Annotated in this window: 25 protein-coding genes; 16 read left to right on the top strand and 9 right to left on the bottom strand. The window is 74.4% G+C overall.

Features of this window, described 5'->3' with window-relative positions; genetic code table 11:
- Positions 1–136 precede the first annotated feature (136 nt).
- Positions 137–1,354 (top strand): acyltransferase, encoded by a 1,218-nt coding sequence (locus AB0O40_RS32495; protein WP_365049089.1) that lies wholly within the window; start codon positions 137–139, stop codon positions 1,352–1,354.
- Here the strand turns inward: AB0O40_RS32495 and AB0O40_RS32490 are convergent.
- Both AB0O40_RS32490 and AB0O40_RS32485 read right to left on the bottom strand, forming a co-directional pair.
- Positions 1,305–1,811 (bottom strand): pyridoxamine 5'-phosphate oxidase family protein, encoded by a 507-nt coding sequence (locus tag AB0O40_RS32490; protein ID WP_365049088.1) that lies wholly within the window; start codon positions 1,809–1,811, stop codon positions 1,305–1,307. The two genes, AB0O40_RS32495 and AB0O40_RS32490, sit on opposite strands and share 50 nt — an antisense overlap.
- Positions 1,812–1,874: 63 nt before the next feature.
- Positions 1,875–2,609: a VWA domain-containing protein gene (locus tag AB0O40_RS32485; RefSeq protein WP_365049087.1), complete on the bottom strand. Its 735-nt coding sequence runs from the start codon at positions 2,607–2,609 to the stop codon at positions 1,875–1,877.
- A 78-nt stretch (positions 2,610–2,687) separates the two neighbouring features.
- On the opposite strand from AB0O40_RS32485, the gene AB0O40_RS32480 reads away from it, so the two are divergent.
- The 3 genes from AB0O40_RS32480 (at position 2,688) to AB0O40_RS32470 (ending at position 4,377) form a co-directional block, all read left to right on the top strand.
- Complete coding sequence (locus AB0O40_RS32480) at positions 2,688–3,428, top strand: glucose 1-dehydrogenase (RefSeq protein ID WP_365049086.1); 741 nt, start codon at positions 2,688–2,690, stop codon at positions 3,426–3,428.
- Positions 3,429–3,505: 77 nt separating this feature from the next.
- Positions 3,506–3,973 (top strand): hypothetical protein, encoded by a 468-nt coding sequence (locus tag AB0O40_RS32475; RefSeq protein WP_365049085.1) that lies wholly within the window; start codon positions 3,506–3,508, stop codon positions 3,971–3,973.
- On the top strand, positions 3,970–4,377 hold the full coding sequence (locus AB0O40_RS32470; protein ID WP_365049084.1) for a DUF3224 domain-containing protein: 408 nt from the start codon (positions 3,970–3,972) through the stop codon (positions 4,375–4,377). Before AB0O40_RS32475 ends, AB0O40_RS32470 begins: the two co-directional genes overlap by 4 nt.
- 79 nt (positions 4,378–4,456) lie before the next feature.
- On the opposite strand, the gene AB0O40_RS32465 is transcribed toward AB0O40_RS32470, so the two are convergent.
- Together AB0O40_RS32465 and AB0O40_RS32460 are read right to left on the bottom strand one after the other, a co-directional pair.
- Positions 4,457–5,407 (bottom strand): acyl-CoA dehydrogenase family protein, encoded by a 951-nt coding sequence (locus tag AB0O40_RS32465; protein WP_365049083.1) that lies wholly within the window; start codon positions 5,405–5,407, stop codon positions 4,457–4,459.
- Positions 5,407–6,552, bottom strand: a complete 1,146-nt coding sequence (locus AB0O40_RS32460; RefSeq protein ID WP_365049082.1) for an acyl-CoA dehydrogenase family protein — start codon at positions 6,550–6,552, stop codon at positions 5,407–5,409. Before AB0O40_RS32460 ends, AB0O40_RS32465 begins: the two co-directional genes overlap by 1 nt.
- 73 nt (positions 6,553–6,625) lie before the next feature.
- Here AB0O40_RS32460 and AB0O40_RS32455 point away from each other — a divergent pair, with 73 nt between their 5' ends.
- From AB0O40_RS32455 to AB0O40_RS32435, 5 genes are all read left to right on the top strand, one after another.
- Positions 6,626–7,408, top strand: coding sequence for an SDR family oxidoreductase (locus AB0O40_RS32455; RefSeq protein WP_365049080.1), 783 nt, complete (start codon positions 6,626–6,628; stop codon positions 7,406–7,408).
- A 111-nt stretch (positions 7,409–7,519) separates the two neighbouring features.
- Positions 7,520–8,107 carry a TetR/AcrR family transcriptional regulator gene (locus AB0O40_RS32450; protein WP_365049093.1) on the top strand — a complete coding sequence of 196 codons (588 nt, stop codon included), beginning with the start codon at positions 7,520–7,522 and terminating at the stop codon, positions 8,105–8,107.
- A 44-nt stretch (positions 8,108–8,151) separates the two neighbouring features.
- A complete protein-coding gene (locus AB0O40_RS32445) occupies positions 8,152–9,309 on the top strand; it encodes an acetyl-CoA C-acetyltransferase (RefSeq protein ID WP_365049078.1) in 1,158 nt (385 codons plus the stop codon).
- A gap of 182 nt (positions 9,310–9,491) precedes the next feature.
- The gene (locus tag AB0O40_RS32440; RefSeq protein WP_365049076.1) at positions 9,492–9,695 is read left to right on the top strand and encodes a cold-shock protein; all 204 of its coding nucleotides are present in this window, start codon (positions 9,492–9,494) and stop codon (positions 9,693–9,695) included.
- A 109-nt stretch (positions 9,696–9,804) separates the two neighbouring features.
- Positions 9,805–11,520 (top strand): DEAD/DEAH box helicase, encoded by a 1,716-nt coding sequence (locus tag AB0O40_RS32435; RefSeq protein ID WP_365049074.1) that lies wholly within the window; start codon positions 9,805–9,807, stop codon positions 11,518–11,520.
- A gap of 233 nt (positions 11,521–11,753) precedes the next feature.
- Here AB0O40_RS32435 and AB0O40_RS32430 read toward each other — a convergent pair whose 3' ends face one another.
- The 5 genes from AB0O40_RS32430 to AB0O40_RS32410 are packed head-to-tail and all read right to left on the bottom strand — an operon-like array spanning position 11,754 to position 16,135.
- The gene (locus AB0O40_RS32430; protein WP_365049073.1) at positions 11,754–12,704 is read right to left on the bottom strand and encodes a tyrosine-protein phosphatase; all 951 of its coding nucleotides are present in this window, start codon (positions 12,702–12,704) and stop codon (positions 11,754–11,756) included.
- Entirely contained in the window at positions 12,704–13,756 is a 1,053-nt protein-coding gene (locus AB0O40_RS32425) for a nitronate monooxygenase (protein WP_365049092.1), read from the bottom strand. Before AB0O40_RS32425 ends, AB0O40_RS32430 begins: the two co-directional genes overlap by 1 nt.
- 11 nt (positions 13,757–13,767) lie before the next feature.
- Positions 13,768–14,514, bottom strand: coding sequence for a CoA-transferase (locus tag AB0O40_RS32420; protein WP_365049071.1), 747 nt, complete (start codon positions 14,512–14,514; stop codon positions 13,768–13,770).
- Positions 14,511–15,347, bottom strand: coding sequence for a CoA-transferase (locus AB0O40_RS32415; RefSeq protein WP_365049091.1), 837 nt, complete (start codon positions 15,345–15,347; stop codon positions 14,511–14,513). The genes AB0O40_RS32420 and AB0O40_RS32415 overlap by 4 nt, the downstream gene beginning before the upstream one ends.
- Positions 15,348–15,385: 38 nt before the next feature.
- Positions 15,386–16,135 (bottom strand): enoyl-CoA hydratase family protein, encoded by a 750-nt coding sequence (locus tag AB0O40_RS32410; RefSeq protein WP_365049069.1) that lies wholly within the window; start codon positions 16,133–16,135, stop codon positions 15,386–15,388.
- Between the two features lie 54 nt (positions 16,136–16,189).
- Here AB0O40_RS32410 and AB0O40_RS32405 point away from each other — a divergent pair, with 54 nt between their 5' ends.
- From AB0O40_RS32405 to pepN, 7 genes are all read left to right on the top strand, one after another.
- Complete coding sequence (locus AB0O40_RS32405) at positions 16,190–16,954, top strand: SDR family oxidoreductase (protein WP_365049067.1); 765 nt, start codon at positions 16,190–16,192, stop codon at positions 16,952–16,954.
- Position 16,955: 1 nt separating this feature from the next.
- Complete coding sequence (locus AB0O40_RS32400; RefSeq protein ID WP_365049065.1) at positions 16,956–17,879, top strand: SDR family oxidoreductase; 924 nt, start codon at positions 16,956–16,958, stop codon at positions 17,877–17,879.
- Positions 17,880–18,524: 645 nt separating this feature from the next.
- Complete coding sequence (locus AB0O40_RS32395) at positions 18,525–19,301, top strand: serine protease (RefSeq protein ID WP_365049090.1); 777 nt, start codon at positions 18,525–18,527, stop codon at positions 19,299–19,301.
- A 261-nt stretch (positions 19,302–19,562) separates the two neighbouring features.
- The gene (locus AB0O40_RS32390) at positions 19,563–20,216 is read left to right on the top strand and encodes a response regulator transcription factor (RefSeq protein WP_365049063.1); all 654 of its coding nucleotides are present in this window, start codon (positions 19,563–19,565) and stop codon (positions 20,214–20,216) included.
- Complete coding sequence (locus AB0O40_RS32385) at positions 20,213–21,364, top strand: histidine kinase (protein WP_365049061.1); 1,152 nt, start codon at positions 20,213–20,215, stop codon at positions 21,362–21,364. The genes AB0O40_RS32390 and AB0O40_RS32385 overlap by 4 nt, the downstream gene beginning before the upstream one ends.
- Positions 21,365–21,477: 113 nt before the next feature.
- Complete coding sequence (locus AB0O40_RS32380; protein WP_365049059.1) at positions 21,478–21,789, top strand: chorismate mutase; 312 nt, start codon at positions 21,478–21,480, stop codon at positions 21,787–21,789.
- A 33-nt stretch (positions 21,790–21,822) separates the two neighbouring features.
- Positions 21,823–24,333, top strand: coding sequence for an aminopeptidase N (gene pepN, locus AB0O40_RS32375; RefSeq protein ID WP_365049057.1), 2,511 nt, complete (start codon positions 21,823–21,825; stop codon positions 24,331–24,333).
- The last annotated feature ends 373 nt before the right edge of the window (positions 24,334–24,706 follow it).

Genomic DNA, 24,706 nt, shown 5'->3' with positions numbered 1-24,706 from the left:
GGACAGGATCCGGGAGGCGGTCAGGGTGCCCTCGCCGCCGATCTTGGCCCCGCCCGGTGGCCGGCCGCGGCATGCCCTCTTCCGCCTTCCCCGCCGGCGGTCCGCCGCGACCGGCCGCCCTGCCACCGGAGGTCCCATGTCCCCGTCCGCCTTCCGCGAAGCCGCCCGCACCGCGCTCCGGCCCGCCCGGCCCGCCCGGACCACCGGCGGGCGACCGGCCGCAGTACCCGCCCCCGCCCCCCGGCTGGCCGCGATCGACGCGCTGCGGCTGCTCGCGGCCGTCGCGGTGGCGGCGTACCACTACGTCGGCACCCCCACCCCGCGCTTCTGGGGCGAGCAGTACGACCTGCCGCAGGCGGCGCCCCTGCTGCACGCGGTCAGCGGCTACGGCTGGCTCGGCGTCGAGGCGTTCTTCCTGATCAGCGGGTTCGTCATCTGCATGAGCTGCTGGGGCCGCACCCCCGCGCAGTTCGCCGTCTCCCGCATCGCCCGACTCTTCCCGCTGTACTGGGCGGTGGTGCTGCTGGTCGTGGTGATGGGCACCGTCACGGTCCTCATAGGGCAGCGCTCCGGCGCGCCCACGGACCTGCGCACCACCATCGGCAACCTCACGATGATCCCCGGCCCGCTCGGCGTGGACCTCACCGCCGGAGTGGCCTGGACGCTCTGGGTGGAGGCCCGCTTCTACCTGCTCATGGGCGCCCTGCTGCTCTTCGGCCTGACCTACCTGCGGGTGGTGGCCTTCGGATTCCTGTGGCTGGTGCTGGCCTCCGTCGGCCGCGAACTGCACTCCGACGTGCTGGACGAGGTCCTGCTGAGCCAGTACGCGGGGCTGTTCGTGGCCGGCATGGCCTGCTACCTGATGTACCGCTTCGGCCAGAACCTGCTCCTGTGGCTGCTGACCGGCTTCGCCTGGTGCTACACGCTGACCGTCCTGGACGACCGGGTGGCCACCCACCCCACCTCCAACTGGGTGCTCAGCGCGGCCGTGCTCACCGCCTTCCTCGCGCTCCTGGCCCTGGCCTCGCTCAGCCGGCTGCGCCACCTGCAGTGGCGCAGCCTCGTCTACGCCGGCGCCCTGACCTACCCCTTCTACCTGGTCCACCAGAGCCTGGGCATCCCCGTCGCCCGGGGCGTCCTCAAGGCCCTGCCGTCGCTGGGCCTGCTGCCCGCGGTCGGAGCCGGGCTGCTCTTCTCCCTGGTCCTGGCGGCCGTACTGAACCGGCAGGTCGACCGGCGGCTCGGGCCCCTGCTGCGCCGCCACCTCACCAAGGCCCTGGACCCGGTGCCGCGGACCGGGGCGGTCAGCCTGCCCGCGGCGGTTCGTCGTCGTTCCCCCGGCGGAGCGTGCTGAGTCCCCGGCCCGGCCGCCAGGTGGTGACCACCAGCTCCTCGCCGTCCAGTGCGGTGCGCACCACCTCGGTCAGCTCCGCCCGGAAGAGGTCGAAGGGCGCGGGCGCATCGACCTCCTCGCTCTCCTCCGCGAAGCGGTGCAGCTCCGGCGCTTCCGTGATCTCCACCGCCCGCCCGCCGATCCGGACGTCCCCGTCGGGCATCTTGTCGTCCGGACCCGGGTTGGAGTGCAGCGCGAAGCGCGGGTCCCGGCGCAGGTCCTGACCCTTGAGGGAGCCCGGCATCATGCCGAACCACAGCTCCCCGCCCCGGATGGTGACGGTCAGCCCGGCCACCCGGGGCGAGCCGTCCCTGCGCAGGGTCGCCAGGACGTGGTGCGGGTACTGGGCGAAGCGGGCCCGCACGGCCGCCGCGAACGCGGGTGCTTCCGTCTCGAACGCAGACCAGTTGTTCGTCATGCCCCCATGTAACCGCGCGGCACCGACAACGCCCGGCCGACCCGCACGGCCGGGGCCGACCCGTCAGTCCGGCGCGATCCCGGCCCGCCGGGCCGCCGCCAGCCAGGCCGGGAACTCCCCGAGCAGCCGGTCGTACAGCACCTCGTCGGGCACCGCCCGCGGGTCGGGCCCGGCGTGGAAGTAGCCGGCGTTGTCCACCGGGCGGCTGGCCGGCACCGGCAGCTCGTCGAGCCGGCGCAGGAAGTCGAACTGGCTGCTGCGGGTGTTCCCGAAGCCGACGAACTGCCAGAACAGCGGCAGCCGGGCGGCCTTGCACAGGTACCGCTCGGCGGCGAAGCGGTTGACCGGCCCGCCGTCGGTCTGGAAGACCACCAGCGCCGGCAGCCGGGTCCCGCTGTCCAGGTAGTGCTCGAGCACCGCGTCGACGGCCAGGTGGTAGCTGGTCTTCCCCATGTGCCCGAGCGAGGCGGCGATCCGCGCCACCCGGCCGGCGTGGTCGGCCAACGCGATCTCCTCGACGGCGTCGACCTCCGTGGAGAAGAACACCACCGGCACCCGGCCGTCGCCGTCCAGGTGCGCGGCCAGCCCCAGCACCCGGTCGGCCAGCGCCTGCACGCTCCCGTCGCCGTAGTACGGGCGCATCGAGCCGGAGTAGTCCAGGACCAGGTAGACGGCCAGCCGTTGCCCGGCCAGGCCGTGCCGGTCCAGGGCGCTGCCCGCCTTCTTGTAGAGGCTGACCAGCGCCGGGGCGGTCTGCTCGACCTTGTGCAGGCTGATGGCGCTCCCGCGGCTCTCCATCTTCCCAGTCTACGGACAACCCGATATGACTAATCGTCATATGTGTGCGGGAGAAGCCGAACCGGAGGGGATCACCGGATGATCACGCTGGACGGGAAGGTCGTCATCGTCACCGGGGCCGCCCGCGGCCAGGGCGCCGCGGAGGCCGCCCGCTGCGCCGCGGCCGGGGCCCGGGTGGTCCTCACCGACCTGCTGGAGGAGGAGGGCCGGGCGGTGGCCGACTCCCTCGACGGGCGGGGGCTGTTCGTCCGGCACGACGTCACCGAGGCCGCCGGCCCCGACGGCTGGGCGGCGGTGGCCGAGCGGGCGCTGGCCGCGTACGGGCGGATCGACGCCCTGGTCAACAACGCGGCCCGGTGGCGCACCGCGCACGTGGAGAAGGAGACCCGGGAGGACTTCGAGGCGCTGCTGCGGGTCAACCTGATCGGGCCCTTCCTCGGCATCCAGGCCGTGGCGCCCGCGCTCCGGGCGGCCGGCGGCGGCTCGATCGTCAACATCTCCTCCACCGCGGGCCTGGCCGGCCTGCCCCGGCACGCCGCCTACGGCTCCACCAAGTTCGCCCTGCGCGGCCTGACCCGCTCCAGCGCCCTGGACCTCGCCCGGGACCGGATCCGGGTCAACTCCGTCCACCCCGGCGCCATCGACACCCCCATGGTCGCGGCCGTGGCCGGCAAGGACTTCTCGCACGTCCCGCTCGGCCGGATCGGCCGCCCCGAAGAAGTCGCCGAACTGGTCCTCTTCCTCGTCTCCGACGCCTCCTCGTACGTCACCGGCGCCGAGTTCACCGTCGACGGCGGCCAGACCACCGGGCGCCCCTGACGCGCCATCGGACGGGCGGGACGGAATGTGAGCCGCCATCCGTTACGACTCCAGGCGTCCTGTGGCACTTTACGAGCATGACCGGACGCAGATTCGTGGGTGCGCGGGACCTGCGGCAGGACCTCCCGCGGTGGATGCTGGTGGTGTGCCCCCGGTGCGCGGGGACGGCACGGGTGGTCCCGCTGGGGCGGGTGCGCAGGGTGGTGTGCGGGGAGTGCGGGCTGACCCGGGAGTCGGCCCGGCCCCGCCGGGCCGTCGTCGGAGCGGGCCCCTGCGACCCGTACTTCGGGCTGCCGCTGCGGCTGCGGGTCCGCACCCGGCACGGCTGGCTGTGGGCCTACGACCCCGAACACCTCGACCTGATCGGCGACTTCGTGGCGGCCGCGCCCGCCGACCGGGCCGCCCTGTACGGCTCGGTGGACCGGCACGCCCTGCTCACCGGGCTGCCGCCGTGGATCAAACGGGCGGCGCACCGGGCGGACGTCCTCGCGGCCGTCGGGCGCATCCGGGGATTGTCGGACCCCACGGCTAGCGTGGCTTCATGAGAGCTTCCGGCACGTTCGAGGTCCACAACTTCCTCCCCACCGAGACCGTCCCCGAGCCGGCGGTCCCCACCGCCGTCGAGGTGGGGGTCTCCCGGATGGAGAAGCGCTACACCGGCGAGATCGAAGGCCGCTCGGCCACGCTCTTCACCGCCGCCTACGACCACGCCTCGGGTACGGGCACCTACCTGGCCATGGAGTCCTTCGAGGGCGAGGTGGCCGGCCGGGCCGGCAGCTTCAACTTCGCCCACTCCGCCTCCACGCAGGGCGGCGGCCGGCAGGCCGAGTTCTTCGTCATCGTCCCCGGCAGCGGCACGGCCGCCCTCACCGGCATCGCGGGCGGCGGCGGCCTGACGGTCGAGGAGGACGGCACCCACCGCGTCTGGTTCGACTACGACCTGCCGTAGGCGGCGTCGGGCGGGTCGGGGCCGGCCGGCCCGCCGGCCACCCCCTGACCGCGCCCCGCCCGGCGCGCGCCCGGCCCGGTCATGCCAGGACGCGGGCCCGGCAGGCGGCCGGGGTGCCCCAGGCGTCGCGCAGCGGACGGGCCTTGCGCAGCCACAGCGCCAGGTCCAGCTCCTCCGTGTAGCCCACCGCGCCGTGCAGTTGCAGCGCGGACCGGGCCGCCGTGTAGGCCGCCGCGCCCGCCGCCAGCTTCGCCGCCGCCACGTCCCGCGGGTCCAGCGTCACCGCCGCCCCGTGGACCAGCGGCCGGGCGAACTCCAGCGCCACCAACGTGTCCGCCAACCGGTGCTTGACCGCCTGGAAACCGCCCACCGCCGTACCGAACTGCGTGCGCTGCTTGACGTACTCCACCGTCCGGGCCAGCAGCGCCTCGCCCACCCCCAGCGCCTGCGCCGCCGTCAGCAGGGCCGGCCAGCGCCACCAGTCCCCGGGCAGCGGGCCCAGCGCCTCGCCGCCCGGCGCCGGCTCGGCCAGCCGCCGCACCGGATCGGCCGAGGCTCGCAGCGGGCCGTGCCCGCGCACCACCCGCAGCCCGCCGCCGGCCGACACCGCCAGCACCGCCTCGGCCGCGTCCGCGTCCAGCGCGTACGGCGTCCCGGGCCCGGCCAGCGTCAGCAGGCACTCGCCCGCCGCCACCCGCGGCAGCCACCGCTTGGCGGCCTCCTCCCCGGGCAGCGCGCCCAGCAGCACCGCCGCGGCCGCCGTCTCCACCACCGGCCCCGGCACCCCCGCCCGGCCCAGCTCCGTGAAGGCCAGCACCAGTTCCACCGGCAGCACGCCCAGCCCCTCGTACGCCTCCGGGACCGCCAGCGCGAAGACGCCCAGCCCGGCCAGCCGGCCCCACAGCGCCCGTCCGGGGGCGTGGTCGCCCGCGGACCAGGCGCGGGCCGCGGCCGGCACCCCGGCCGCGGCCAGCATCGTGTGCAGCGAGCGGGCGAAGTCCGCCTGCTCCTCGGTCGCGAGGAAGCGCATCAGCGGCGGCCCTTCGGGAGGCCGAGCAGCCGCTCGGCGATGATGTCGCGCTGGATCTCGTTGGTCCCCGCGTAGATCGGGCCGGCGAGCGAGAAGACGTACGCCTCGGCCCATTCGGTGCCGGCCAGCTCCCCGTCGGCGCCCAGCAGGTCCAGCGCCGTCTCGTGCAGGGCGATGTCGTACTCCGACCAGAAGACCTTGTTCAGGCTGGACTCGGCCCCTATCGAGGCCCCCGCCGCGAACCGCGAGGCGCCCGCCCAGGTGAAGAGCTGGTAGGCCCGGGCCCCCGCCACCGCGTCCGCCACCCGGTCCCGCAGCGCCGTGTCCGCCGGATCCGCACCGGCCCGCCACAGCGCCGCCAGCCGGTCCGCCGCCGCCAGGAACCGGCCGGGGGAGCGCAGCGTCAGGCCGCGTTCGTTGCCGGTCGCCGACATCGCGATCCGCCAGCCCTGACCCGCCTCGCCGATCACGTCCTCGTCCGGGACGAACACCCGGTCCAGGAACAGCTCCGCGAAGGCCGGCTTCCCGTCCAGGCGGCCGATCGGCCGCACCGTGACCCCCGGCGCCCGCAGGTCGAACATCAGGTACGTCAGGCCCTGGTGCGGCCGGGCCGCGTCCGGGTCGGTCCGGAAGATGCCGAAGGCCCGGTCCGCGAAGGCGGCCCGCGAGGACCAGGTCTTCTGCCCCGACAGCAGCCAGCCGCCGTCCGTGCGCTCCGCCCTCGACCGCAGCGAGGCCAGGTCGGAGCCGGCCTCCGGCTCCGACCAGGCCTGCGCCCAGATCACCTCGCCGCGCGCCATCGGCGGCAGGATCCGGGCCCGCTGCTCGGCGGTGCCGTGGTCGAAGAGGGTCGGGGCGAGCAGGTTGATGCCGTTCTGCGAGACCCGGCCGGGCGCCCCGGCGGCGTAGTACTCCTCCTCGAAGACCAGCCACGCGAAGATGTCCGCCCCGCGCCCGCCGTACTCTTCGGGCCAGGACACCACCGACCAGCGGTCCGCGGCCAGTTCGGCCTCCCAGGCGCGGTGCGCGGCGAAGCCCTCCGCCGTCTCCAGCGAGGGCAGCGGGCGGGCCGGCACGTGCTCCGCCAGCCAGGCCCGGGCCGCGGCCCGCAGGGCCTCCTCCCCGGCCGTGTGCGCGAGGTCCATCCGCGTTCCCCTTCCCTGCCGTCACCACCCCGAACGCTTCCCTAACAAGCGTTTGGCAGGTTAACGTACCGCCATGAGCAGCGTCGAGTACGTACCGGCACACGGCCTCCTCGACGGCCGCACCGCCGTCATCACCGCCGCCGCCGGCGCCGGCATCGGCGGCGCCACCGCCCGCCGCTTCCTCGAAGAGGGCGCCCGGGTCGTCATCAGCGACGCCCACGCCCGCCGCCTCAAGGAGACCGAGGACGCCCTGGCCGCCGAGTTCGGCACCGACCGGGTCGGCGCCCGCCCCTGCGACGTCACCCAGGAGGACCAGGTCCAGGCCCTGTACGCCTACGCCGCGGACCGCCACGGCGGACTCGACGTGGTCGTCAACAACGCCGGCCTCGGCGGCACCGCCGCCCTCGCCGACATGACCGACGAGCAGTGGAACAAGGTCCTCGACGTCACCCTCGGCGGCACCTTCCGCTGCACCCGCGCCGCCCTGCGCGCCTTCCGGGACTCCGGCCGGGGCGGGGTCATCGTCAACAACGCCTCCGTGGTGGGCTGGCGCGCCCAGACCGGCCAGGCCCACTACGCCGCCGCCAAGGCCGGCGTGATGGCCCTGACCCGCTGCGCCGCCCTGGAGGCCGCCGAGTTCGGGGTCCGCGTCAACGCCGTCGCCCCCAGCCTCGCCATGCACCCCCACCTGGTGAAGGTCACCACCCCCGAACTGCTGGCCGAGCTCACCGCCCGCGAGGCCTTCGGCCGGTACGCCGAACCGTGGGAGGTGGCCAACGTGATGGTCTTCCTCGCCAGCGGCTACTCCTCCTACATGACCGGCGAGACGGTGTCCGTCAGCAGCCAGCACGCGTAGGCCGAGAATGGTCACGTGTCTACGAAGAAGCAGGCCCAGGGGCCGACCGACCAGCCCGCCGGGAAGCCGTCCGCGCAGCCGTCCGCGCCGGCCGGCAAGAAGAAGCCCCCGGTGACCCCCTCGCCCGAGCGCCGCCGCGAACTCCTCGGCACCGCCGCCGAGGTGTTCGCCGCCCAGGGCTACAACGCCACCACCGTCCGCAAGATCGCGGACGAGGCGGGGATGCTCGCCGGCAGCCTCTACTACCACTTCGATTCCAAGGAATCGATGCTCGACGAGATCCTCTCCACCTTCCTGACCGAGCTCTGGGAGGGGTACGACACCGTGCTCGCCGCCGGACTCGGCCCCCGGGAGACCATCGAGGCCCTGGTCACCGAGTCCTTCCGGGAGATCGACCGGCACCGCGCCGCCGTCGCGATCTACCAGAAGGAGTCCCGCCACCTCGCCGCCCAGCCCCGCTTCGGCTACCTCTCCGAGTCCCAGGTCAAGTTCGAGAAGGCCTGGCTCGGCACGCTGGAGCGCGGGGTCGCCGCCCGGGTCTTCCGGGCCGACCTCGACGTCCGGCTCGCCTACCGCTTCGTCCGCGACACCGTCTGGGTGGCCGCGTCCTGGTACCGGCCGGGCGGAGTGCACAGCCCCGAGGAGATCGCCCGCCAGTACCTGTCGATGGTGCTGGACGGGATCGCCGTACGCACCTGACCCGCGCGGGCCCGCCCCGCGCCACCGTCGAAGGAGCAGTCGCCATGCCCGAGGCCTACATCGTCGATGCGGTACGCACCCCAGTAGGGCGCCGCAAGGGAGGCCTGGCCGCGGTCCACCCGGCCGACCTCGGCGCGCACGTCCTGAAGGCCCTGATGGAACGCTCCGGAGTCGACCCGGCCGCCGTCGAGGACGTGGTCTTCGGCTGCCTCGACACCGTCGGCCCGCAGGCCGGCGACATCGCCCGCACCTGCTGGCTGGCGGCCGGACTCCCCGAGGAGGTGCCCGGGGTGACCGTCGACCGGCAGTGCGGCTCCTCCCAGCAGGCCGTGCACTTCGCCGCCCAGGGCGTCCTGTCCGGCACCCAGGACCTGGTGGTCGCCGGCGGCACCCAGAACATGTCGATGATCCCCATCGCCTTCGCCTCCCGGCAGGCCGCCGAACCGCTCGGCCTGACCGAGGGCCCCTACGCCGGCTCCGAGGGCTGGCGGGCCCGCTACGGCGACGCCCCCGTCAACCAGTTCCACGGCGCCCAGCTGATCGCCGAGAAGTGGGGCATCTCCCGCCGCGACATGGAGGAGTTCGCCCTCCGCTCGCACCGGCGCGCGGTCGCCGCCCTCGACGAGGGGCGCTTCGACCGCGAGACCGTCCCCTACGGCAGCGTCACCGCCGACGAGGGCCCCCGCCGCGACACCACCCTCGAGAAGATGGCCGGCCTCCAGCCCGTCATGCCCGGCGGCACCATCACCGCCGCCGTCTCCTCCCAGGTCTCCGACGGCGCCGCCGCCCTGCTCATCGCCTCCGAACGCGCCGTCCGCGAACACGGCCTCACCCCCCGGGCCCGCATCCACCACCTGTCGGTCCGCGGCGAGGACCCCATCCGGATGCTCTCCGCCCCCATACCCGCCACCGCCCACGCCCTCAAGAAGACCGGCATGACCCTCGACCAGATCGACCTGGTCGAGATCAACGAGGCCTTCGCACCGGTGGTACTCGCCTGGCTCAAGGAGACCGGCGCCGACCCCGCCAAGGTCAACGTCAACGGCGGCGCGATCGCCCTGGGGCACCCGCTGGGCGCCACCGGCGTCAAGCTCATGACCACCCTCCTGCACGAGCTGGAGCGCACCGGCGGCCGCTACGGCCTCCAGACGATGTGCGAGGGCGGCGGCCAGGCCAACGTCACCATCATCGAACGCCTGTGACGGACGGGGCGGGGGTGGCCGGCAGCGGCCCGCGGTGCACCCCCGCCGCGGTGTGTTAGTCTGGATGCGTTGCAGTTGTGGTACCCATGAACTTTATGTGCGCCTGACGGGAATGTTCCTCAGGCGCTTTTATTGTTTCCGGCATTCTCCGGATGGGGCCCGTTACCTATCAGGAGAGCAAAATGGCCTCTGGCACCGTGAAGTGGTTCAACTCGGAAAAGGGCTTCGGCTTCATCGAGCAGGACGGTGGCGGCCCGGACGTCTTCGCCCACTACTCGAACATCGCCACCCAGGGCTTCCGTGAGCTCACCGAGGGTCAGCGCGTGAACTTCGACGTCACCCAGGGCCAGAAGGGCCCGCAGGCGGAGAACATCGTCCCGGCCTAATCGCCGCGACGCGCGTTCCCGCGCGTTTTTTGCACAGCCGGGGCCCGCACCGCGAGGTGCGGGCCCCGGTTTGTGCGTGTCCGACCAGGTCCAGGAGGGCGTTTCCCGCATGACCAGCTCCAGCTCCGAACGTTCGGCCCGTCGTCCCGCGCGCCGTCGCGGCCCCGCCACCCAGGGCGGCGAGGCAGGCGCGAAGGCGCCGGCGAAGGCCGCGGCGAAGCGGTCCGGGAAGCGGCCCGCCGCCGGCAAGGGCGCGGCCAAGTCCGCCCGCCCCGCCGCCCGCCCCCAGGAATTCACCCTCCCCGAGATGCTGACCCCGGCGCTGCCGGCCGTCGCGTCCTTCGAGGACCTGGACATGCCGGCCGCACTGCTCAAGACCCTGGCCGCGCAGGGCGTCACCGAGCCCTTCCCGATCCAGGCCGCGACCCTGCCCAACTCGATCGCCGGCCGCGACGTCCTCGGCCGCGGCCGCACCGGCTCCGGCAAGACCCTCGCCTTCGGCCTCGCCGCCCTGGCCCGCACCGCCGGCCGGCGCGCCCAGCCCAAGGCGCCCCTCGCGCTGGTCCTGGTCCCCACCCGCGAACTGGCCCAGCAGGTCACCGACGCCCTGGCGCCCTACGCCACGGCCCTGAACCTGCGCACCGCCACCGTGGTCGGCGGCATGTCGATCAACCGCCAGTCCAACGCGCTGGCCCGCGGCGCCGAGCTGCTGGTCGCCACCCCCGGCCGCCTGAAGGACCTCATCGACCGGGGTGACTGCACCCTGGCCAACGTCGCGATCACCGTCCTGGACGAGGCCGACCAGATGACCGACATGGGCTTCCTGCCCCAGGTCACCGCGCTGCTCAAGCAGGTCGAGCCGGGCGGCCAGCGGATGCTGTTCTCCGCGACCCTGGACAAGAACGTCGACAAGCTGGTCCGCGAGTTCCTGGTCGACCCGGTCACGCACTCCGTCGACCCTTCGGCCGGCGCCGTGGTCACCATGGAGCACCACGTCTTCCACGTCCTGGACGAGACCGACAAGAAGGCCGTCACCACCAAGATCGCGGCCCGCGACGGCCGCGTGATCATGTTCCTGGACACCAAGCGGTCCGTGGACCGGCTGGTCAAGCGGCTCCTGGCGAGCGGCGTCCGGGCCTCCGGCCTGCACGGCGGACGCTCCCAGCCGCAGCGCAACCGCACGCTGGACTGGTTCAAGAACGGCGAGATCACCGCGCTGGTGGCGACCAACGTCGCGGCCCGCGGCATCCACATCGACGACCTCGACCTGGTCGTGAACGTCGACCCGCCCACGGACCACAAGGACTACCTGCACCGCGGCGGACGCACCGCCCGGGCCGGCGAGTCGGGCCGGGTGGTCACCCTCGTCCTGCCCGAGCAGAAGCGCGAGATGACCCGCCTGATGTCGGACGCGGGGATCTCCCCGCGGGTCGCGCAGATCCGGTCCTCGGACGAGGAGCTGTCCTCGCTGACCGGTGCGCGGGAGCCGTCCGGGGTGCCCGTGACCATCGAGGTCCCGGCTCCGCCGCAGCCGGCCGCCGGTTCCGCGAAGCGGTCGTCTTCGCGGCGGCGGTCCTCGTCGGCGGGTCGCCCGCGGGAGGGCGCGGCTGCGTCGGGCCGTACGCGGCAGCCGGCGTCCGGCGGGCAGCCGGCCGGCTCGGGCCGCACCCGTCAGGCGTCGTCCGGCCAGCCCACGGGCTCCGGCTCCGGCCGTGGCCGGCAGGCCTCGTCCGGCCAGTCCGCCGGCTCCGGCCGCACCCGTCAGGCCTCCGGCGGCCAGTCCGCCGGCCGCGGCCGCGGCGCCTCCGGCCGCCGCGCCGCCTGACCCTGCGGGGGCTGGCCCCTGACCCGCCCTTCCACCGTTCCCCGGGGCTCCGCCCCGGACCCCGTACCGACGCTCCGCGCCGGTGCGCTCAATCGCCGCGCGGCTGGAAATCCAGCCTCGCCGGCGTTTGAGGCGCGGGGGTCCGGGGGCGGAGCCCACGGTTTCGGGAAGGGGCGGGGAGGGGACCGCTCCGCGCAGCGGCCCCACCCCACGGCACCGGCACCGGCAGCGGCTCAGGCCCGCGTGACCAGCTTCGACTGGAGGCGGGCCAGGAGCCGCAGGTCCAGGCCGAGCCCATCGGTCAGGTAGCCGTAGAAGCTGCCGTAGTCGGCCTCCAGCCGGGCCGTCGCCGCGGCCAGGTAGTCCCGCCGCACCTCCTGCAGCGGAATCAGCAGATCCGGGTTCTGCATCATCCCCGACTGCTTCAACCCCTCCCGCACCCGCGCGTCATACGCCCCGCGGAAGTCGTTCGACGCCAGGTAGTCCCGCTCGGCGACCTCCTCCGGCACCCCCAGCGCCCGCAGCAGCACGTAACTCGTCCAGCCCGTGCGGTCCTTGCCCGAGCTGCAGTGGTACAGCAGCGGCCCCTGCGAGCCCTCCGCCAGCTCCCGCAGGGTCGCCGCGAACTGGGCCCGGGAGGCCGGGTCCGTCACGAACGTCCGGTAGATGTCCCGCATGTAGGCCTCGGCCCGGCCGCCGCCGAGGATCTGCTCCTGCTTCGCCGGGTCGCGGCTGCCGATCGCCGTGGACAGGGTGCCGAACAGCCCCAGGTCGCTGACCGGCCGCGCGGTCGCCGTGAGCCCCGCAGGCAGCCGGTCCGGGCCGTCGTACTGGACCTCCGTGGCGATCCGGAAGTCGACGACCTTCGTCAGGCCGAGCCCCCCGACCGTGGTCACGTCCGCCGGGGTCAGCTTGCTCAGCGCGTCGGCCCGGTAGACCAGCCCCTGCCGCACCCGCCCGCCGGTGTAGGTCCCGTACCCGCCCAGGTCGCGGACGTTGACCGCGCCCTGCAGCGGTATCTGCCGGATCACCGGGGCGGCCGCCGGGAGCCGGCCGTGGTGTTGCACCACCGCCCCCGGCACCGTCCTCGCACCGGCCGTCGCGGCCCCGGGCAGCACCCCCGCCGCGAGCGCCGCCAGCAGCGTGGCGCCCACCGCCGTACGGCGGCCGGTTCTTCGGTTCATCACGGGCAACTCCTTGGCAGTCGGTCGATCACCTGCTGGGCTTCGGCCATCACCCGGGCGACGAGCTCCGCGCACGTGGGCAGATCCTCGATCACCCCCGCGACCTGGCCGGATGCCATGACGCCGAGGTCCGTACGGCCCTCGACCATGGACGCTTTGAGGAGCATCGGGGTGTTCGCGGCGAGCAGCACCTGGCTCCAGGACAGGTCCTTGCCGTGCTTCATCGCCAGGCCCTCGCGCACCATCTGCGGCCAGGACAGCCCCGAGACGCGGCGGAATCCGGCCGCGTGCCGCACCGCCCGGGCCAGCCGGCGTGCCCGGCCGGCGCTCTCCAGGGAGGTGACCAGCTCGCTGCGGAGCATCCGGTGCGGCAGCCCGTCCACCGCCGTGGTGACGGTGACGTCCTTGACGGAGGCCGCCAGGTAGCGGGCCTTGACCGGGTCCGGCACCGTCGACTCGGCGGTGAGCAGGAAGCGGGTGCCCATCGCCACCCCGGCCGCCCCGTAGGACAGGGCCGCCACCAGCCCCCGGCCGTCCCGGAACCCGCCGGCCGCGACCACCGGGATGTCCACCGCGTCGACGATCTGCGGCAGCAGCACGGTGGTGGCCACCTCGCCGGTGTGCCCGCCGCCCTCGCCGCCCTGCACGATGACCGCGTCCGCGCCCCAGGCCGCGACCTTCTCGGCGTGCCGGCGGGCCCCCACCGAGGGGATCACCACCACGCCCGCCTCCTTGAGCCGCCCGATCAGTTCGGCGGAGGGGGCCAGCGCGAAGGACGCCACCCGCACGCCCTCGTCGATGATCAGCCGCACCCGTTCGGCCGCGTCCCCGGCATCGGCCCGCAGGTTGACCCCGAAGGGCTCGTCCGTACGGGACTTCACCTCCTGCACCGCGGAGCGCAGCTGGTCCAGGGTCATGGTGGCCGAGGCCAGGATCCCCAGCGCCCCCGCCCCGGCCACCGCCGACACCAGCCGGGGCCCGGCGACCCAGCCCATGCCGGTCTGCACGATTGGGTGCCGCACCCCGACCAGCTTGGTGAAGGCCGTCTCCAGCGCGGCCGCCATCAGGCCGGCACCTCCCGGTCACGGCCGCCGCGCGGATCCAGTTCCTCGCGGATCAGCCGCAGTTCGGCCCCGGTCGGCTCCCGGGTGTACGGCACCTGCTCGGGCACCACCAGCGGGAACCCGGTGGCGGCCCGCACCTCCTCGACGTCCACCCCGGGGTGCAGCGCGGCCAGCCGCATCGACCGGTCCTCGGTGGCGAAGTCGAAGACGCCCAGGTTCGAGACCACCCGGGGGATCCGGTGGAAGCGGGTCGCGGACGGCCCGGCCGCCGCGGCCCGGTCGTACCCCACCCCACAGACCATGTCCACGCGCGGCACGAACACCCGCGCCGAATGCCGGGGGATCCAGTAGCTGACCGGGTTGTTCAGGGTGTTGACGGGCGCCCCGCGGACCCCGAGCAGCTGGCGGGCCGGGCGCGCCCAGTCCCCGATGCAGGAGATGTTCTGGTTGCCGTACCGGTCGATCTGGGAGGCGCCCATCATCACGTGCCGCCGCCCGCCGGTGACCATCGTCAGGTGCCGCCGGTAGGGCAGCCAGCCCTCGATCGTGCCGTCGTCGGTGACCAGCATCGCCTCCCCGTCCGTGAGCAGCAGCTCCGGGGAGAAGGTGCGGCGGGCCAGCCGGGCGCCGATCGAGGGGATCAGGCCCATCGGGCTGGCCAGCACCTCGCCGTCGCCCCGCCAGGCCTCCGCGCAGGCGATCACGCAGTACTCGGCCCGGCTGACGCCCTCGGCTGCGGCGCTCATGACTGCTCCTCCCGCCAGGCCGCGACGGCCCGCTGGTAGTCCCGTTCGCTCGCCCCGGACAGGAACCGGCCCGCGAACTCGGGCCAGGGCGTGGTCGCGTACAGCTTCTGGAAGGCCTCGTCGCGCCCGTAGTCGGGGACGCAGGAGGTGAAGTGGGCGCCGTTGGGCGCCTCGATCACACCGGTGACGCTGTGCCGGCCCACCAGCAGGGTCTGCGGGGCGGCGTCCTTGGTGAGCTCGGCGCTCGCCACGATCTGCTCGCAGGAGACGTACGCCCGGTCGGCGGCCTCGCAGAACAGGTCGTCGAAGTACGGGTCCGGGCCGAGGTACTGGCCGTTGCCGGCCCGGTCGGCCCGGTTGAGGTGGACCAGCGCCGCATCCATCCGCAGCGCCGGTACGGCCACCAGCTCCTCGCCGTCGTCATAGGGCGAGCGGACGGTCCGCAGGCTCGGGTTGACCTCCAGCACACCGGAGCCCATACCGGCTCGGACCGGCATGAACGGCAGCCGGTTCGCGGCGGCGTGCAGCCCCCACATGAACATCGCCTCGTCCAGCTCGGTCAGTTCGAGGGTCCCGGCCTCCCGGGCGGCCCGGAAGTGCGGTTCGAGCGCGATGGAGTCGAGGGTGACGAAGGGGGCGACCAGCCGGCGGATCCGGCCCGCGGCGGCCAGCAGGCCCACGTCCGGGCCGCCGTAGGAGACCACCGTGAGATCGGTGACCGTGCTCCGCAGCAGCGCCCGTACCAGGGCCATGGGCTTGCGCCGGGACCCCCAGCCGCCGATCCCGACCGTCATCCCGCTGCGCAGCTGGGCCACCGCCTCGTCGGGGGACATGCTCTTGTCGCCGGTGCTCCGCCCGGACGTCTGCTCGCTCACGAACCCTCCTCCTTGCCGAAGGTGTTGCGGACCCGGTCGGCCACCCCGCTGAGGTTGGCCTCGAAGGTGAAGCCCTGCTCGAAGCGGTAGCTGCGCCGGACGTCCACCGGGTCGATGCCGTTGATCGCCGCCTTGGCCAGCCGGATCAGCGTGCCGTCCTTGCGGGCGATCTCCCGGGCCAGCCGCAGGGCGGCCCCGGTCAGTTCCTCGCGCGGCACCACCCGCCACACCGAGCCGTGCGCGTGCAGTTCGGCGGCGGTGGCCGTCCGGGAGGTGTAGTACAGGGCGCGCATCAGGTGCTGCGGCACCAGCCGGGCCAGGTGGGTGGCGGCGCCCAGGGCCCCGCGGTCCAGCTCCGGCAGTCCGAAGACGGCGTCCTCGGCGGCCACGATCACGTCCGCGTTGCCGACCAGGCCGATGCCGCCGCCCAGGCAGAAGCCCTGGACGGCGGCGACCACCGGGACCTCGCAGTCGTAGACGGCGGCGAAGGCCTCGTAGCAGCCGCGGTTGGCGCCGATCAGCGCGTCGTGGCCGGTGTCGCGCTGCATCTCCTTGATGTCGACCCCGGCGTTGAAGCCGCGCCCCTCGGCGGCCAGCACCACGCAGCGGGTGTCGGGGTCGCGGCCGGCCGCCCGCAGGGCGTCGGCCAGCTCGTACCAGCCGCTCACGGGCAGGGCGTTGACGGGCGGGAAGTCGACGGTGACGACGGCGATGCCCTTGTCCGGGCGGGAGGTGGAGACACCCATGGGAGGATCAGCTACCTTTCCACCAAACGTTTGTTAGGCGGAAGGTAGCAGCAGATGGAGCTGGACGGGAGAGTCGTCGTCGTCACGGGCGGGACCCGGGGCGTCGGGGCGGGCGTCGCCGCCGCCTTCCTCGACGCCGGGGCGCGGGTGGTGGTCTGCGCCCGCCGACCACCCGAGCGGCCCGTCGCCACCGCCCGCGGCGCGGCCGAGTTCGCCCCGCTCGACCTGCGCGACCCGGCCGCCGTCCAGGCGTTCTTCGACTCCGTCGCCGCCCGCCACGGACGCCTGGACCACCTGGTCAACAACGCCGGGGGCACCCCCTACCGGCTGCTGGGCGAGGGGGAGGCCGAGCGCCACGCGCGGGTCCTCGAACTGAACCTGACCGCCCCGCTGACCGCCTCCCTCGCGGCCCGCCCGCACCTGCACGCCGCCCGGGGCTCGGTGGTGATGATCGGCAGCGTCAGCGGCTCCCGCCCCTCCCCGGGCACCGCCGCCTACGGGGCCGCCAAGGCGGGACTGGAGCACCTGGCCCGCTCCATGGCCGTGGAGTGGGCCCCCGAGGTGCGGGTCAACTCCCTGGTGCTGGGCATGGTGCACACCGAACTCGCCCACCTGCACTACGGCGACGAGCAGGGCGTGGCGGCCGTCGCCGGCACCGTCCCGCTGGGCCGCCTGGCCCGCCCGTACGAGGTCGGCGAGGCGGCCGTCTTCCTCGCCTCGGACCGGGCCGGCTACATCAGCGGGGCGAGCCTGCTCCTGCACGGCGGCGGCGAACGCCCCGCCTTCCTGACCGCCGCAACCGTCAACAAGGAGCAGTGACATGGGCAGCAACGCAACGGGCATCTGCGCGGGCCGGGTCGTGATCGTGACCGGCGCGGGCCGGGGGCTGGGCCGCGCCCACGCCCTCGCCTTCGCCGCCGAGGGCGCCAAGGTCGTGGTCAACGACCTCGGCGTGGGCTTGGACGGGCAGCCCGGCCCGGACGGCCCCGCCGCGCAGGTGGTGGCCGAGATCCGGGCGGCCGGCGGCGAGGCCCTGGCACACGGCGGGGACATCGCCACCACCGAGGGCGCCGGCTCCCTGATAGCGGCCGCGCTGGACGCGTACGGACGGCTGGACACGCTGGTCAACAACGCCGGCTTCCTGCGCGACCGGATGCTGGTCAACCTCGACGAGGACGACTGGGACGCCGTGCTGCGGGTCCACCTCAAGGGCCACTTCCTGCCCCTGAAGCACGCCGCCGCCCACTGGCGGGCCGAGGCCAAGGCCGGCCGCACCCCGGCCGCGCGGGTGGTCAACACCAGCTCCGGGGCGGGTCTGCTCGGCTCGGTCGGCCAGGGCAACTACAGCGCGGCCAAGGCCGGGGTCATCGGCCTGACGCTGGTCTCGGCCGCCGAGATGGGCCGCTACGGCGTGCAGGTCAACGCGGTGGCCCCGGCCGCCCGCACCCGGATGACCGAGCGGACCTTCGCCGAGACCATGGCCGCCCCGGCGGCCGGCGCCTTCGACGCGATGGCCCCCGAGAACGTCTCGCCGCTGGTGGTCTGGCTGGGCTCGGCCGCCTCGGCCGGGGTGACCGGCCGGGTCTTCGAGGCGGAGGCGGGCCGGATCACCGTCATGGAGGGGTGGCGGCCGGGCCCCACCGCCGACAAGGGCGCGCGCTGGAGTCCGGCCGAGGCGGGTGAGGCGGCTGCGAAGCTGCTGGCCGCGTCCGAGACCCCGCTGCCGGTGTACGGCGCGAGCTGACGGGGGTGGGGCCCCGGCCCCGGACGCGGTGCGGGCCCGGCCCCCTGGCGGGAGGTCGGGCCCGTGACTCACGCGACAAGCTGTTCCTTACCCACCGGGAACCCGGTTCGAACCGCCCGGTAACCGGTTTTCCGTCAGATTCGGTCGAGGGTGATCGCCGCAAGGCCGCTCCGGGGCCCCCGGGCGGGGCCCCGGACCTCGGCGTTCTCGGGTCCCGGCGGCCGCCCGCCGCCGCTGCCGGAGCGGTGCGGGCCCGGCTGACCAGGCAGGACGTACCGACGGGCGGATTGAAGCCACCGACCGGACGTTCGGTCCGGGCTCCCCGCGCGCCCGGCGGCCCGGTCTGGTAGTGCAGGTGCTCCCGGTGGGGAAATCCGCGCCCGGGCGCTCCGTACGGGTGCCGGGGGGTGCGCCGTACGGGGGGTCGCCGCGGGCGGCGGGGGAGTGGGCGGGGGTGGCGCGGGGGCGGACCGGGGGCGGCGCAGGCGTGGCCGAAAACCCCGTCTTGCCGCGACCCCGGGCCCCGGAGTGACATGGACACGCCAGATGCTTTCCCCGGTCGTTCCGTCCCCGGACGGCCGGCGCACGGCCTGACCCCCCACGAAAGGCAGTGTGTTGAACACTCCACGGAACCGGAAGACGACCCTGACCGGCCGACTGCTGCGCCGCGGCCTCGCCACCGCCGCCGTCGCCCTCGCCGCCCTCAGCCTCCAGAGCACCGGGACCACCGCCACCGCGGCCCCCCAGCCCGTCGTCGGCGGCACCCGCGCCGCCCAGGGCGAGTTCCCCTGGATGATCCGCCTCTCCATGGGCTGCGGCGGCGCCCTCTACACCCAGCAGATCGTCCTCACCGCGGCCCACTGCGTCAGCGGCTCCGGCAACAACACCTCCATCACCGCCACCGCCGGCGTGGTCGACCTCAACAGCTCCGCCGCCACCAAGGTCCGCTCCACCAAGGTCCTCCAGGCCCCCGGCTACAACGGCAACGGCAAGGACTGGGCCCTCATCAAACTCGCCCAGCCCATCAACCTCCCCACCCTCAAGATCGCCGACACCACCGCCTACAACAGCGGCACCTTCACCGTCGCCGGCTGGGGCGCCGCCCGCGAAGGCGGCGGCCAACAGCGCTACCTCCTCAAGGCCGACGTCCCCTTCGTCTCCGACGCCGCCTGCTCCAGCGCCTACAGCGGCTCCCTGATCGCCGCCGAGGAGATCTGCGCCGGCAACCTCGCCCAGGGCGGGGTCGACACCTGCCAGGGCGACTCCGGCGGCCCCATGTTCCGCCGCGACAACGCCGGCGCCTGGATCCAGGTCGGCATCACCAGCTGGGGCGAGGGCTGCGCCCGCGCCGGCTACCCCGGCGTCTACACCGAGGTCTCCACCTTCGCCGCCGCCATCAGGTCCGCCGCCGCGGGCCTGTGAGCAGGCCGGTCGCGGTGTGCGGGCCCCGCACACCGCGACCGGGGCCGCCTCCTCCTTCCGGCCGGGCGGGAACCCGCCGGAAGGGCGAGGCGCACCACCCGCCCGCCCGCGTACCGTCGGTCCCGGCAGCGCGGTGCCGACGGCCCCCGGCCCGGCCCCGCGACCCTCCCGACCGTCCCGCTCTGCGGTTGCGGGCCGCCCGGCCCCCCGGTCCCATGGGAAGGACCCATCGGCGACGGGCGACACAGGGGCGAGGCACGCATGACGATCACGGTGGTCATCGCGGACGACCAGGAAATGGTCCGGACCGGCTTCCGCATGATCCTGGAGAGCCAGCCCGACATCGAGGTCCTCGCCGACGTCGTCGACGGCGAAGCCGCCCTGGCCGCCGTCGAGACGCACCACCCCGACGTCCTCCTCCTCGACATCCGCATGCCCCGCCTCGACGGCCTCGAAGTCACCCGCCGGCTCGCCCCCCGCGACACCCCCCGCATCGTCATCGTCACCACCTTCGACCTCGACGAGTACGTCCACGCCGCCCTCCACGGCGGCGCCTCCGGCTTCCTCCTCAAAGACGCCAGCCCCGCCATGCTCGTCGAAGCCGTCCGCGCCGCCGCCGTCGGCGACTCCCTCGTCTCACCCGCCATCACCGTCCGGCTGCTGCGCGAAATGGCCCCCCGCACCCCCGCCGGCAGCGCCCGCACCCCCGCCGAACCCCTCACCGAACGCGAGACCGACGTGGTCCGCTGCGTCGCCCGCGGCCTGACCAACGCCGAGGTCGCCGCCGAGCTGTACGTCTCCCTCTCCACCGTCAAGACCCACCTGGCCAACGTCCAGGCCAAACTCGACGCCCGCAACCGCGTCGAGATCGCCGCCTGGGCCTGGGAGAGCGGACTGGCCGCGAGCACCCCGTGAGCCCCGTCCGAGCCTGGGCCCGCCGCCACCCCCGCGCCGCCGACTACACCCGCCTCGCCCTCACCGTCGCGCTGCTCGCCCTCGTCACCGCCGAAGGCATCGCCCTCGCCGGCCAGCCCACCCTCCCGCACGCCGTCGTCTGGGGCACCGGCCTGCTCGTCTGCCTCTGCGCCGCCCCCTGGCCCGCACTGCCCCTGCTCACCCGCGCCTGGACCGCCGCCGCCCTCACCTGGGCCGCCACCACCGCCCTCATCGCCACCGACCGGCCCCTGAGCGTCTGGGGCATCGGCGAGGCCATCGCCCTCCTCGTCCTCCTCAGCCAGGTCCTGCTCCGCGCCCCCGCCCGCACCGCCGCCACCCTCGGCCCCCTCCTCGGCCTCGGCTGCATGGCCGTACCCGTCCGCGACACCGACCCCGGCCGCTTCTCCCTCCTCTTCTCCGTCCTCACCGTCGTCGTCGGCGCCTACTCCCTCCTGCTCCGCCTCCAAGCCGTCCAACGCGTGCGCGACCTGCGCGCCGTACGCACCGCCGAACGCCTCGAACTCGCCCGCGAACTCCACGACCTCGTCGCCCACCACGTCACCGGCATCGTCGTCGAGGCCCGCGCCGCCCGCTTCACCCGCCCCGGCCCCGAACGCACCGACGAAACCCTCGCCCGCATCGAGACCGCCGGCGACGAAGCCCTCGGCGCCATGCGCCGCCTGGTCCGGGTCCTGCGCGAGGACGGCCCGCCCGGCACCCCCGGCACCACCCCCGTCGCCGGCCTCGCACAGGTCCGGGAACTCACCGAACGCTTCTCCCGCACCGGCCCGCCCGTCGTCCTCTACATCGAATCCGGCCTCGAGACCCGGCTCCCCGCCGACCTCGCCGCCACCGTCCACCGCATCGTCCTCGAAGCCCTCACCAACATCACCAAGCACGCCGCCACCGCCACCGCCGTCCGCATCGGCATCCGCAGCCTCCCCACCGGCCTCGAGGTCCGCATCGCCGACGACGGCGGCCGCCCCGCGAAGCTCTCCGACCAAGCCCGCGGCGGCGGCTACGGACTCGCCGGCATGACCGAACGCGCCGAAGCCATGGGCGGCACCCTCACCGCCGGCCCCGCACCCGAAGGCGGCTGGCTGGTCACCGCCCTCCTCCCGCTGTGACCGCCGACCCCCTCCCACAGCGGCCACCGCCCCCCACCCGCGGCCCCCGCCACCGTCTCACCCTCCGGTCCGGGCCGTGAAACACCCGCCCCCGCCACGTAAGCTCAGGCCCCATGAACAGCAGCGACATCGACGAGAACGTCCAGGCCGAGCTCTCCCGGCTGCGCGACAGCATCGACAACATCGACGCCGCAGTGGTCCACATGCTCGCCGAGCGCTTCAAGTGCACCCAGCAGGTCGGCCACCTCAAGGCCAACCACCACCTGCCCGCCGCCGACCCCGGCCGCGAGGCCCGCCAGATCACCCGGCTGCGCCAGCTCGCCGAAGCCGCCAAACTCGACCCCGCCTTCGCCGAGAAGCTCCTCAACTTCATCATCGCCGAGGTCATCCGCCACCACGAGACGATCGCTGCGGGCGAAGAGTAGCCCCCTGCCCCAGACCGGCCCCCGTCAGGCAGCATGGGGGCCATGTCCGTACTGACGCGCAACGAAGCGCAGCTCCGAGCCCAGCTCCTCGACGTCCAGCGGTACTCGATCGCCCTCGACCTCACCACCGGCGACGACACCTTCGGCTCCCGCACCGTCATCGAATTCACCACCCGCGAGGCCGGCGACACCTTCGTCGAACTCAAACCAGCCGAACTGCGCTCGGCGACCCTGGACGGACAGCCCCTCGACACCACCGCCTTCCACGACGGCAGGCTCCCCCTCACCGCCCTCACCGAAGGCGCCCACGAACTCACCGTCGACGCCGTCATGCGCTACTCCCGCACCGGCGAGGGCATGCACCGCTTCACCGACCCCGCCGACGGCCAGACGTACGTCTACACCCAGCTCTTCCTCGACGACGTCCAGCGCGTCTACACCGCCTTCGACCAGCCCGACCTCAAGGCCCGCTTCGACCTCGAAGTCACCGCCCCCGCCGACTGGACCGTCCTCGCCAACGGCATCACCGAACGCACCGGCGAACACCCCGACGGCACCACCACCTGGCGCGCCGCCACCACCCCCCTCATCTCCACCTACCTCCTCGCCGTCGCCGCCGGCCCCTGGCACTCCGTCCGCACCGAGCACGCCGGACTCCCCTTCGGCCTGCACTGCCGCCGCTCCCTGGCCCCCTACCTCGACGCCGACGCCGACGAACTGACCGAGATCACCACCGCCTGCTTCGACCGCTACCACGAGAAGTTCGCCGAGCCCTACCCCTTCGACTCCTACGACCAGGCCTTCGTCCCCGAGTTCAACGCCGGCGCCATGGAGAACCCCGGACTCGTCACCTTCCGCGACGAGTTCATCTACCGCTCCGCCGTCACCGACACCGAGCGCCAGACCCGCGCCATGGTCGTCGCCCACGAGATGGCCCACATGTGGTTCGGCGACCTGGTCACCCTCCGCTGGTGGGACGACATCTGGCTCAACGAGTCCTTCGCCGAGTACATGGGCTACCAGACCCTCACCGAAGCCACCCGCTTCACCGACACCTGGGTCGACTTCGGCGTCCAGCGCAAGGCCTGGGGCTACGACGCCGACCAGCGCCCCACCACCCACCCCGTCGCCCCCGACCCGGACGCCGTGCCCGACACCGCCTCCGCCCTCCTCAACTTCGACGGCATCTCCTACGCCAAGGGCGCCTCCGCCCTGCGCCAGCTCGTCGCCTGGCTCGGCGAGAAGGACTTCCTGGCCGGCATCAACCTGCACTTCGCCCGCCACCGCTTCGGCAACGCCTCCCTCGCCGACTTCGTCGACTCCCTCGCCGCCTGCACCGACCGCGACGTCCACGCCTGGGCCGACACCTGGCTGCGCACCACCGGCGTCGACACCCTCACCCCCCGCGTCGAGGAGAAGGACGGCGGCTGGACCCTCACCGTCGACCGCGACGGCAGCCGCCCCCACCACATCACCGTCGGCACCTACGACCGCGACCCCGCCGGCTCCCGGGTCCTGGAACTGCGCGAACCCCTCGCCCTGGACCTGCCCACCGACGAGGTCATCTCCGCCCTCGGCCGCCGCCCCGCACTCCTCGTCCTCAACGACGGCGACCTCAGCTACGCCAAGGTCCGCCTCGACGAGACCTCCCTGGAGACCGCCCTCGCCCACCTGAGCGGCATCCCCGACCCGCTGACCCGCGCCATCTTGTGGAACACCCTGCGCGACATGGTCCGCGACGGCGAACTCGCCCCGCTCGCCTACCTGGAGGCGGCCCGCACCCACCTGCCCGAAGAGAACGACCTCGCCATCGTCCAGGGCGTCCTCGCCTTCGCGTACGCCCGGGTCACCGACCAGTTCCTCACCCCCGAGCAGCGGCCCCAGGGCCTGGCGGCCATCACCGGCATCAGCCGCGACCTGATCCGCCGCACCGAGGACGGCGAGGCGCCCGGGCTGCGGCTGGCCGCGGTCCGCGCCTTCATCCGGGCCGCCACCCAGCCCGACACCATCGCCAACTGGCTCGCCGAGGGCACCGTGCCCGGCGGCCCCGAGCTCGACCCCGAGCTGCGCTGGCGCATCCTGGGCCGGCTCTCCGTCCTCGGCGCCGTCACCGAGACCGAGATCGCCGCCGAACTCGACCGCGACCCCAGCGCCACCGGGCAGGAAGGCGCCGCCCGCTGCCGGGCCGCGCTGCCCACCGCCGAGGCCAAGACCGCGGCCTGGGCGCGGATGTTCGAGGACGACGACCTGTCCAACTACCTCTTCTCCGCCACCGCGCAGGGCTTCTGGCAGCCGGAGCAGGCCGAACTCACCCGGCCGTACCTGGCCCGGTACTACCAGGACGCGGTCGCCCTCGCCGGGCGGCGCGGGCCGGCCATGGCCCAGGCGGCGGGCGGCGACGCCTTCCCCGCCGTGGCCGTGGACGCGGACGCCCTGGCGGCCGGCCAGGCCTGCCTCGCAGAGGCCGACATGATCCCCGCCCTCCGCCGCCGCCTCGCCGACCAACTCGACGACCTCTCCCGAGCCCTCCACACCAGGCCCTGACCCGCCCCCGGGGGGCCCGGCCCAGCCGGCCCCCCGGGCCCGGCCTGCCCGCTTGGGTGCGGCAAACCAGCCGCGCTGGGGGAGTTTGAGCGCACCGGCGCGGAGCGCCGGCACGGAGCCCGGGGCGGAGCCCCGCCGTCCCCTTACCCAGCCTCGCCGGCGATTGAGGCGCGGGGTCCGGGGCGGAGCCCCGAAAGCCCGTCGCGGAGCGGCGGGGCCGGGGGCCTACCCAGCCGCGCGGCGTTTGAGCGCACCGGCGCGGCAGCGGCGGTACGGGGGGTCCGGGGGCAGCCGCCCACCGGTTTCGGGAAGGGGCGGGGTGGGGTCTGGCTCCGCGCAGCGGCCGGGCCCGGGCCCGGACCCCGGGGGGGGC

The sequence above is a fragment of the Streptomyces sp. NPDC089919 genome (assembly GCF_040684615.1).
In the GTDB taxonomy this organism is placed as follows: Bacteria; Actinomycetota; Actinomycetes; order Streptomycetales; family Streptomycetaceae; genus Streptomyces.
The sequence above is the reverse complement of the archived record's forward strand: the minus strand, read 5'-3'. Positions and strand labels throughout refer to the sequence as shown.

Excerpts from the sequence above, each read along its gene's own strand:
- AB0O40_RS32495 (WP_365049089.1), top strand. The coding sequence starts at position 137 with ATGTCCCCGTCCGCCTTCCGCGAAGCCGCCCGCACCGCGCTCCGGCCC.
- AB0O40_RS32490 (WP_365049088.1), bottom strand. The coding sequence starts at position 1,811 with ATGACGAACAACTGGTCTGCGTTCGAGACGGAAGCACCCGCGTTCGCG.
- AB0O40_RS32485 (WP_365049087.1), bottom strand. The coding sequence starts at position 2,609 with ATGGAGAGCCGCGGGAGCGCCATCAGCCTGCACAAGGTCGAGCAGACC.
- AB0O40_RS32480 (WP_365049086.1), top strand. The coding sequence starts at position 2,688 with ATGATCACGCTGGACGGGAAGGTCGTCATCGTCACCGGGGCCGCCCGC.
- AB0O40_RS32475 (WP_365049085.1), top strand. The coding sequence starts at position 3,506 with ATGACCGGACGCAGATTCGTGGGTGCGCGGGACCTGCGGCAGGACCTC.
- AB0O40_RS32470 (WP_365049084.1), top strand. The coding sequence starts at position 3,970 with ATGAGAGCTTCCGGCACGTTCGAGGTCCACAACTTCCTCCCCACCGAG.
- AB0O40_RS32465 (WP_365049083.1), bottom strand. The coding sequence starts at position 5,407 with ATGCGCTTCCTCGCGACCGAGGAGCAGGCGGACTTCGCCCGCTCGCTG.
- AB0O40_RS32460 (WP_365049082.1), bottom strand. The coding sequence starts at position 6,552 with ATGGACCTCGCGCACACGGCCGGGGAGGAGGCCCTGCGGGCCGCGGCC.
- AB0O40_RS32455 (WP_365049080.1), top strand. The coding sequence starts at position 6,626 with ATGAGCAGCGTCGAGTACGTACCGGCACACGGCCTCCTCGACGGCCGC.
- AB0O40_RS32445 (WP_365049078.1), top strand. The coding sequence starts at position 8,152 with ATGCCCGAGGCCTACATCGTCGATGCGGTACGCACCCCAGTAGGGCGC.
- AB0O40_RS32440 (WP_365049076.1), top strand. The coding sequence starts at position 9,492 with ATGGCCTCTGGCACCGTGAAGTGGTTCAACTCGGAAAAGGGCTTCGGC.
- AB0O40_RS32435 (WP_365049074.1), top strand. The coding sequence starts at position 9,805 with ATGACCAGCTCCAGCTCCGAACGTTCGGCCCGTCGTCCCGCGCGCCGT.
- AB0O40_RS32430 (WP_365049073.1), bottom strand. The coding sequence starts at position 12,704 with ATGAACCGAAGAACCGGCCGCCGTACGGCGGTGGGCGCCACGCTGCTG.
- AB0O40_RS32420 (WP_365049071.1), bottom strand. The coding sequence starts at position 14,514 with ATGAGCGCCGCAGCCGAGGGCGTCAGCCGGGCCGAGTACTGCGTGATC.
- AB0O40_RS32415 (WP_365049091.1), bottom strand. The coding sequence starts at position 15,347 with ATGTCCCCCGACGAGGCGGTGGCCCAGCTGCGCAGCGGGATGACGGTC.
- AB0O40_RS32410 (WP_365049069.1), bottom strand. The coding sequence starts at position 16,135 with ATGGGTGTCTCCACCTCCCGCCCGGACAAGGGCATCGCCGTCGTCACC.
- AB0O40_RS32405 (WP_365049067.1), top strand. The coding sequence starts at position 16,190 with ATGGAGCTGGACGGGAGAGTCGTCGTCGTCACGGGCGGGACCCGGGGC.
- AB0O40_RS32400 (WP_365049065.1), top strand. The coding sequence starts at position 16,956 with ATGGGCAGCAACGCAACGGGCATCTGCGCGGGCCGGGTCGTGATCGTG.
- AB0O40_RS32390 (WP_365049063.1), top strand. The coding sequence starts at position 19,563 with ATGACGATCACGGTGGTCATCGCGGACGACCAGGAAATGGTCCGGACC.
- AB0O40_RS32380 (WP_365049059.1), top strand. The coding sequence starts at position 21,478 with ATGAACAGCAGCGACATCGACGAGAACGTCCAGGCCGAGCTCTCCCGG.
- pepN (WP_365049057.1), top strand. The coding sequence starts at position 21,823 with ATGGGGGCCATGTCCGTACTGACGCGCAACGAAGCGCAGCTCCGAGCC.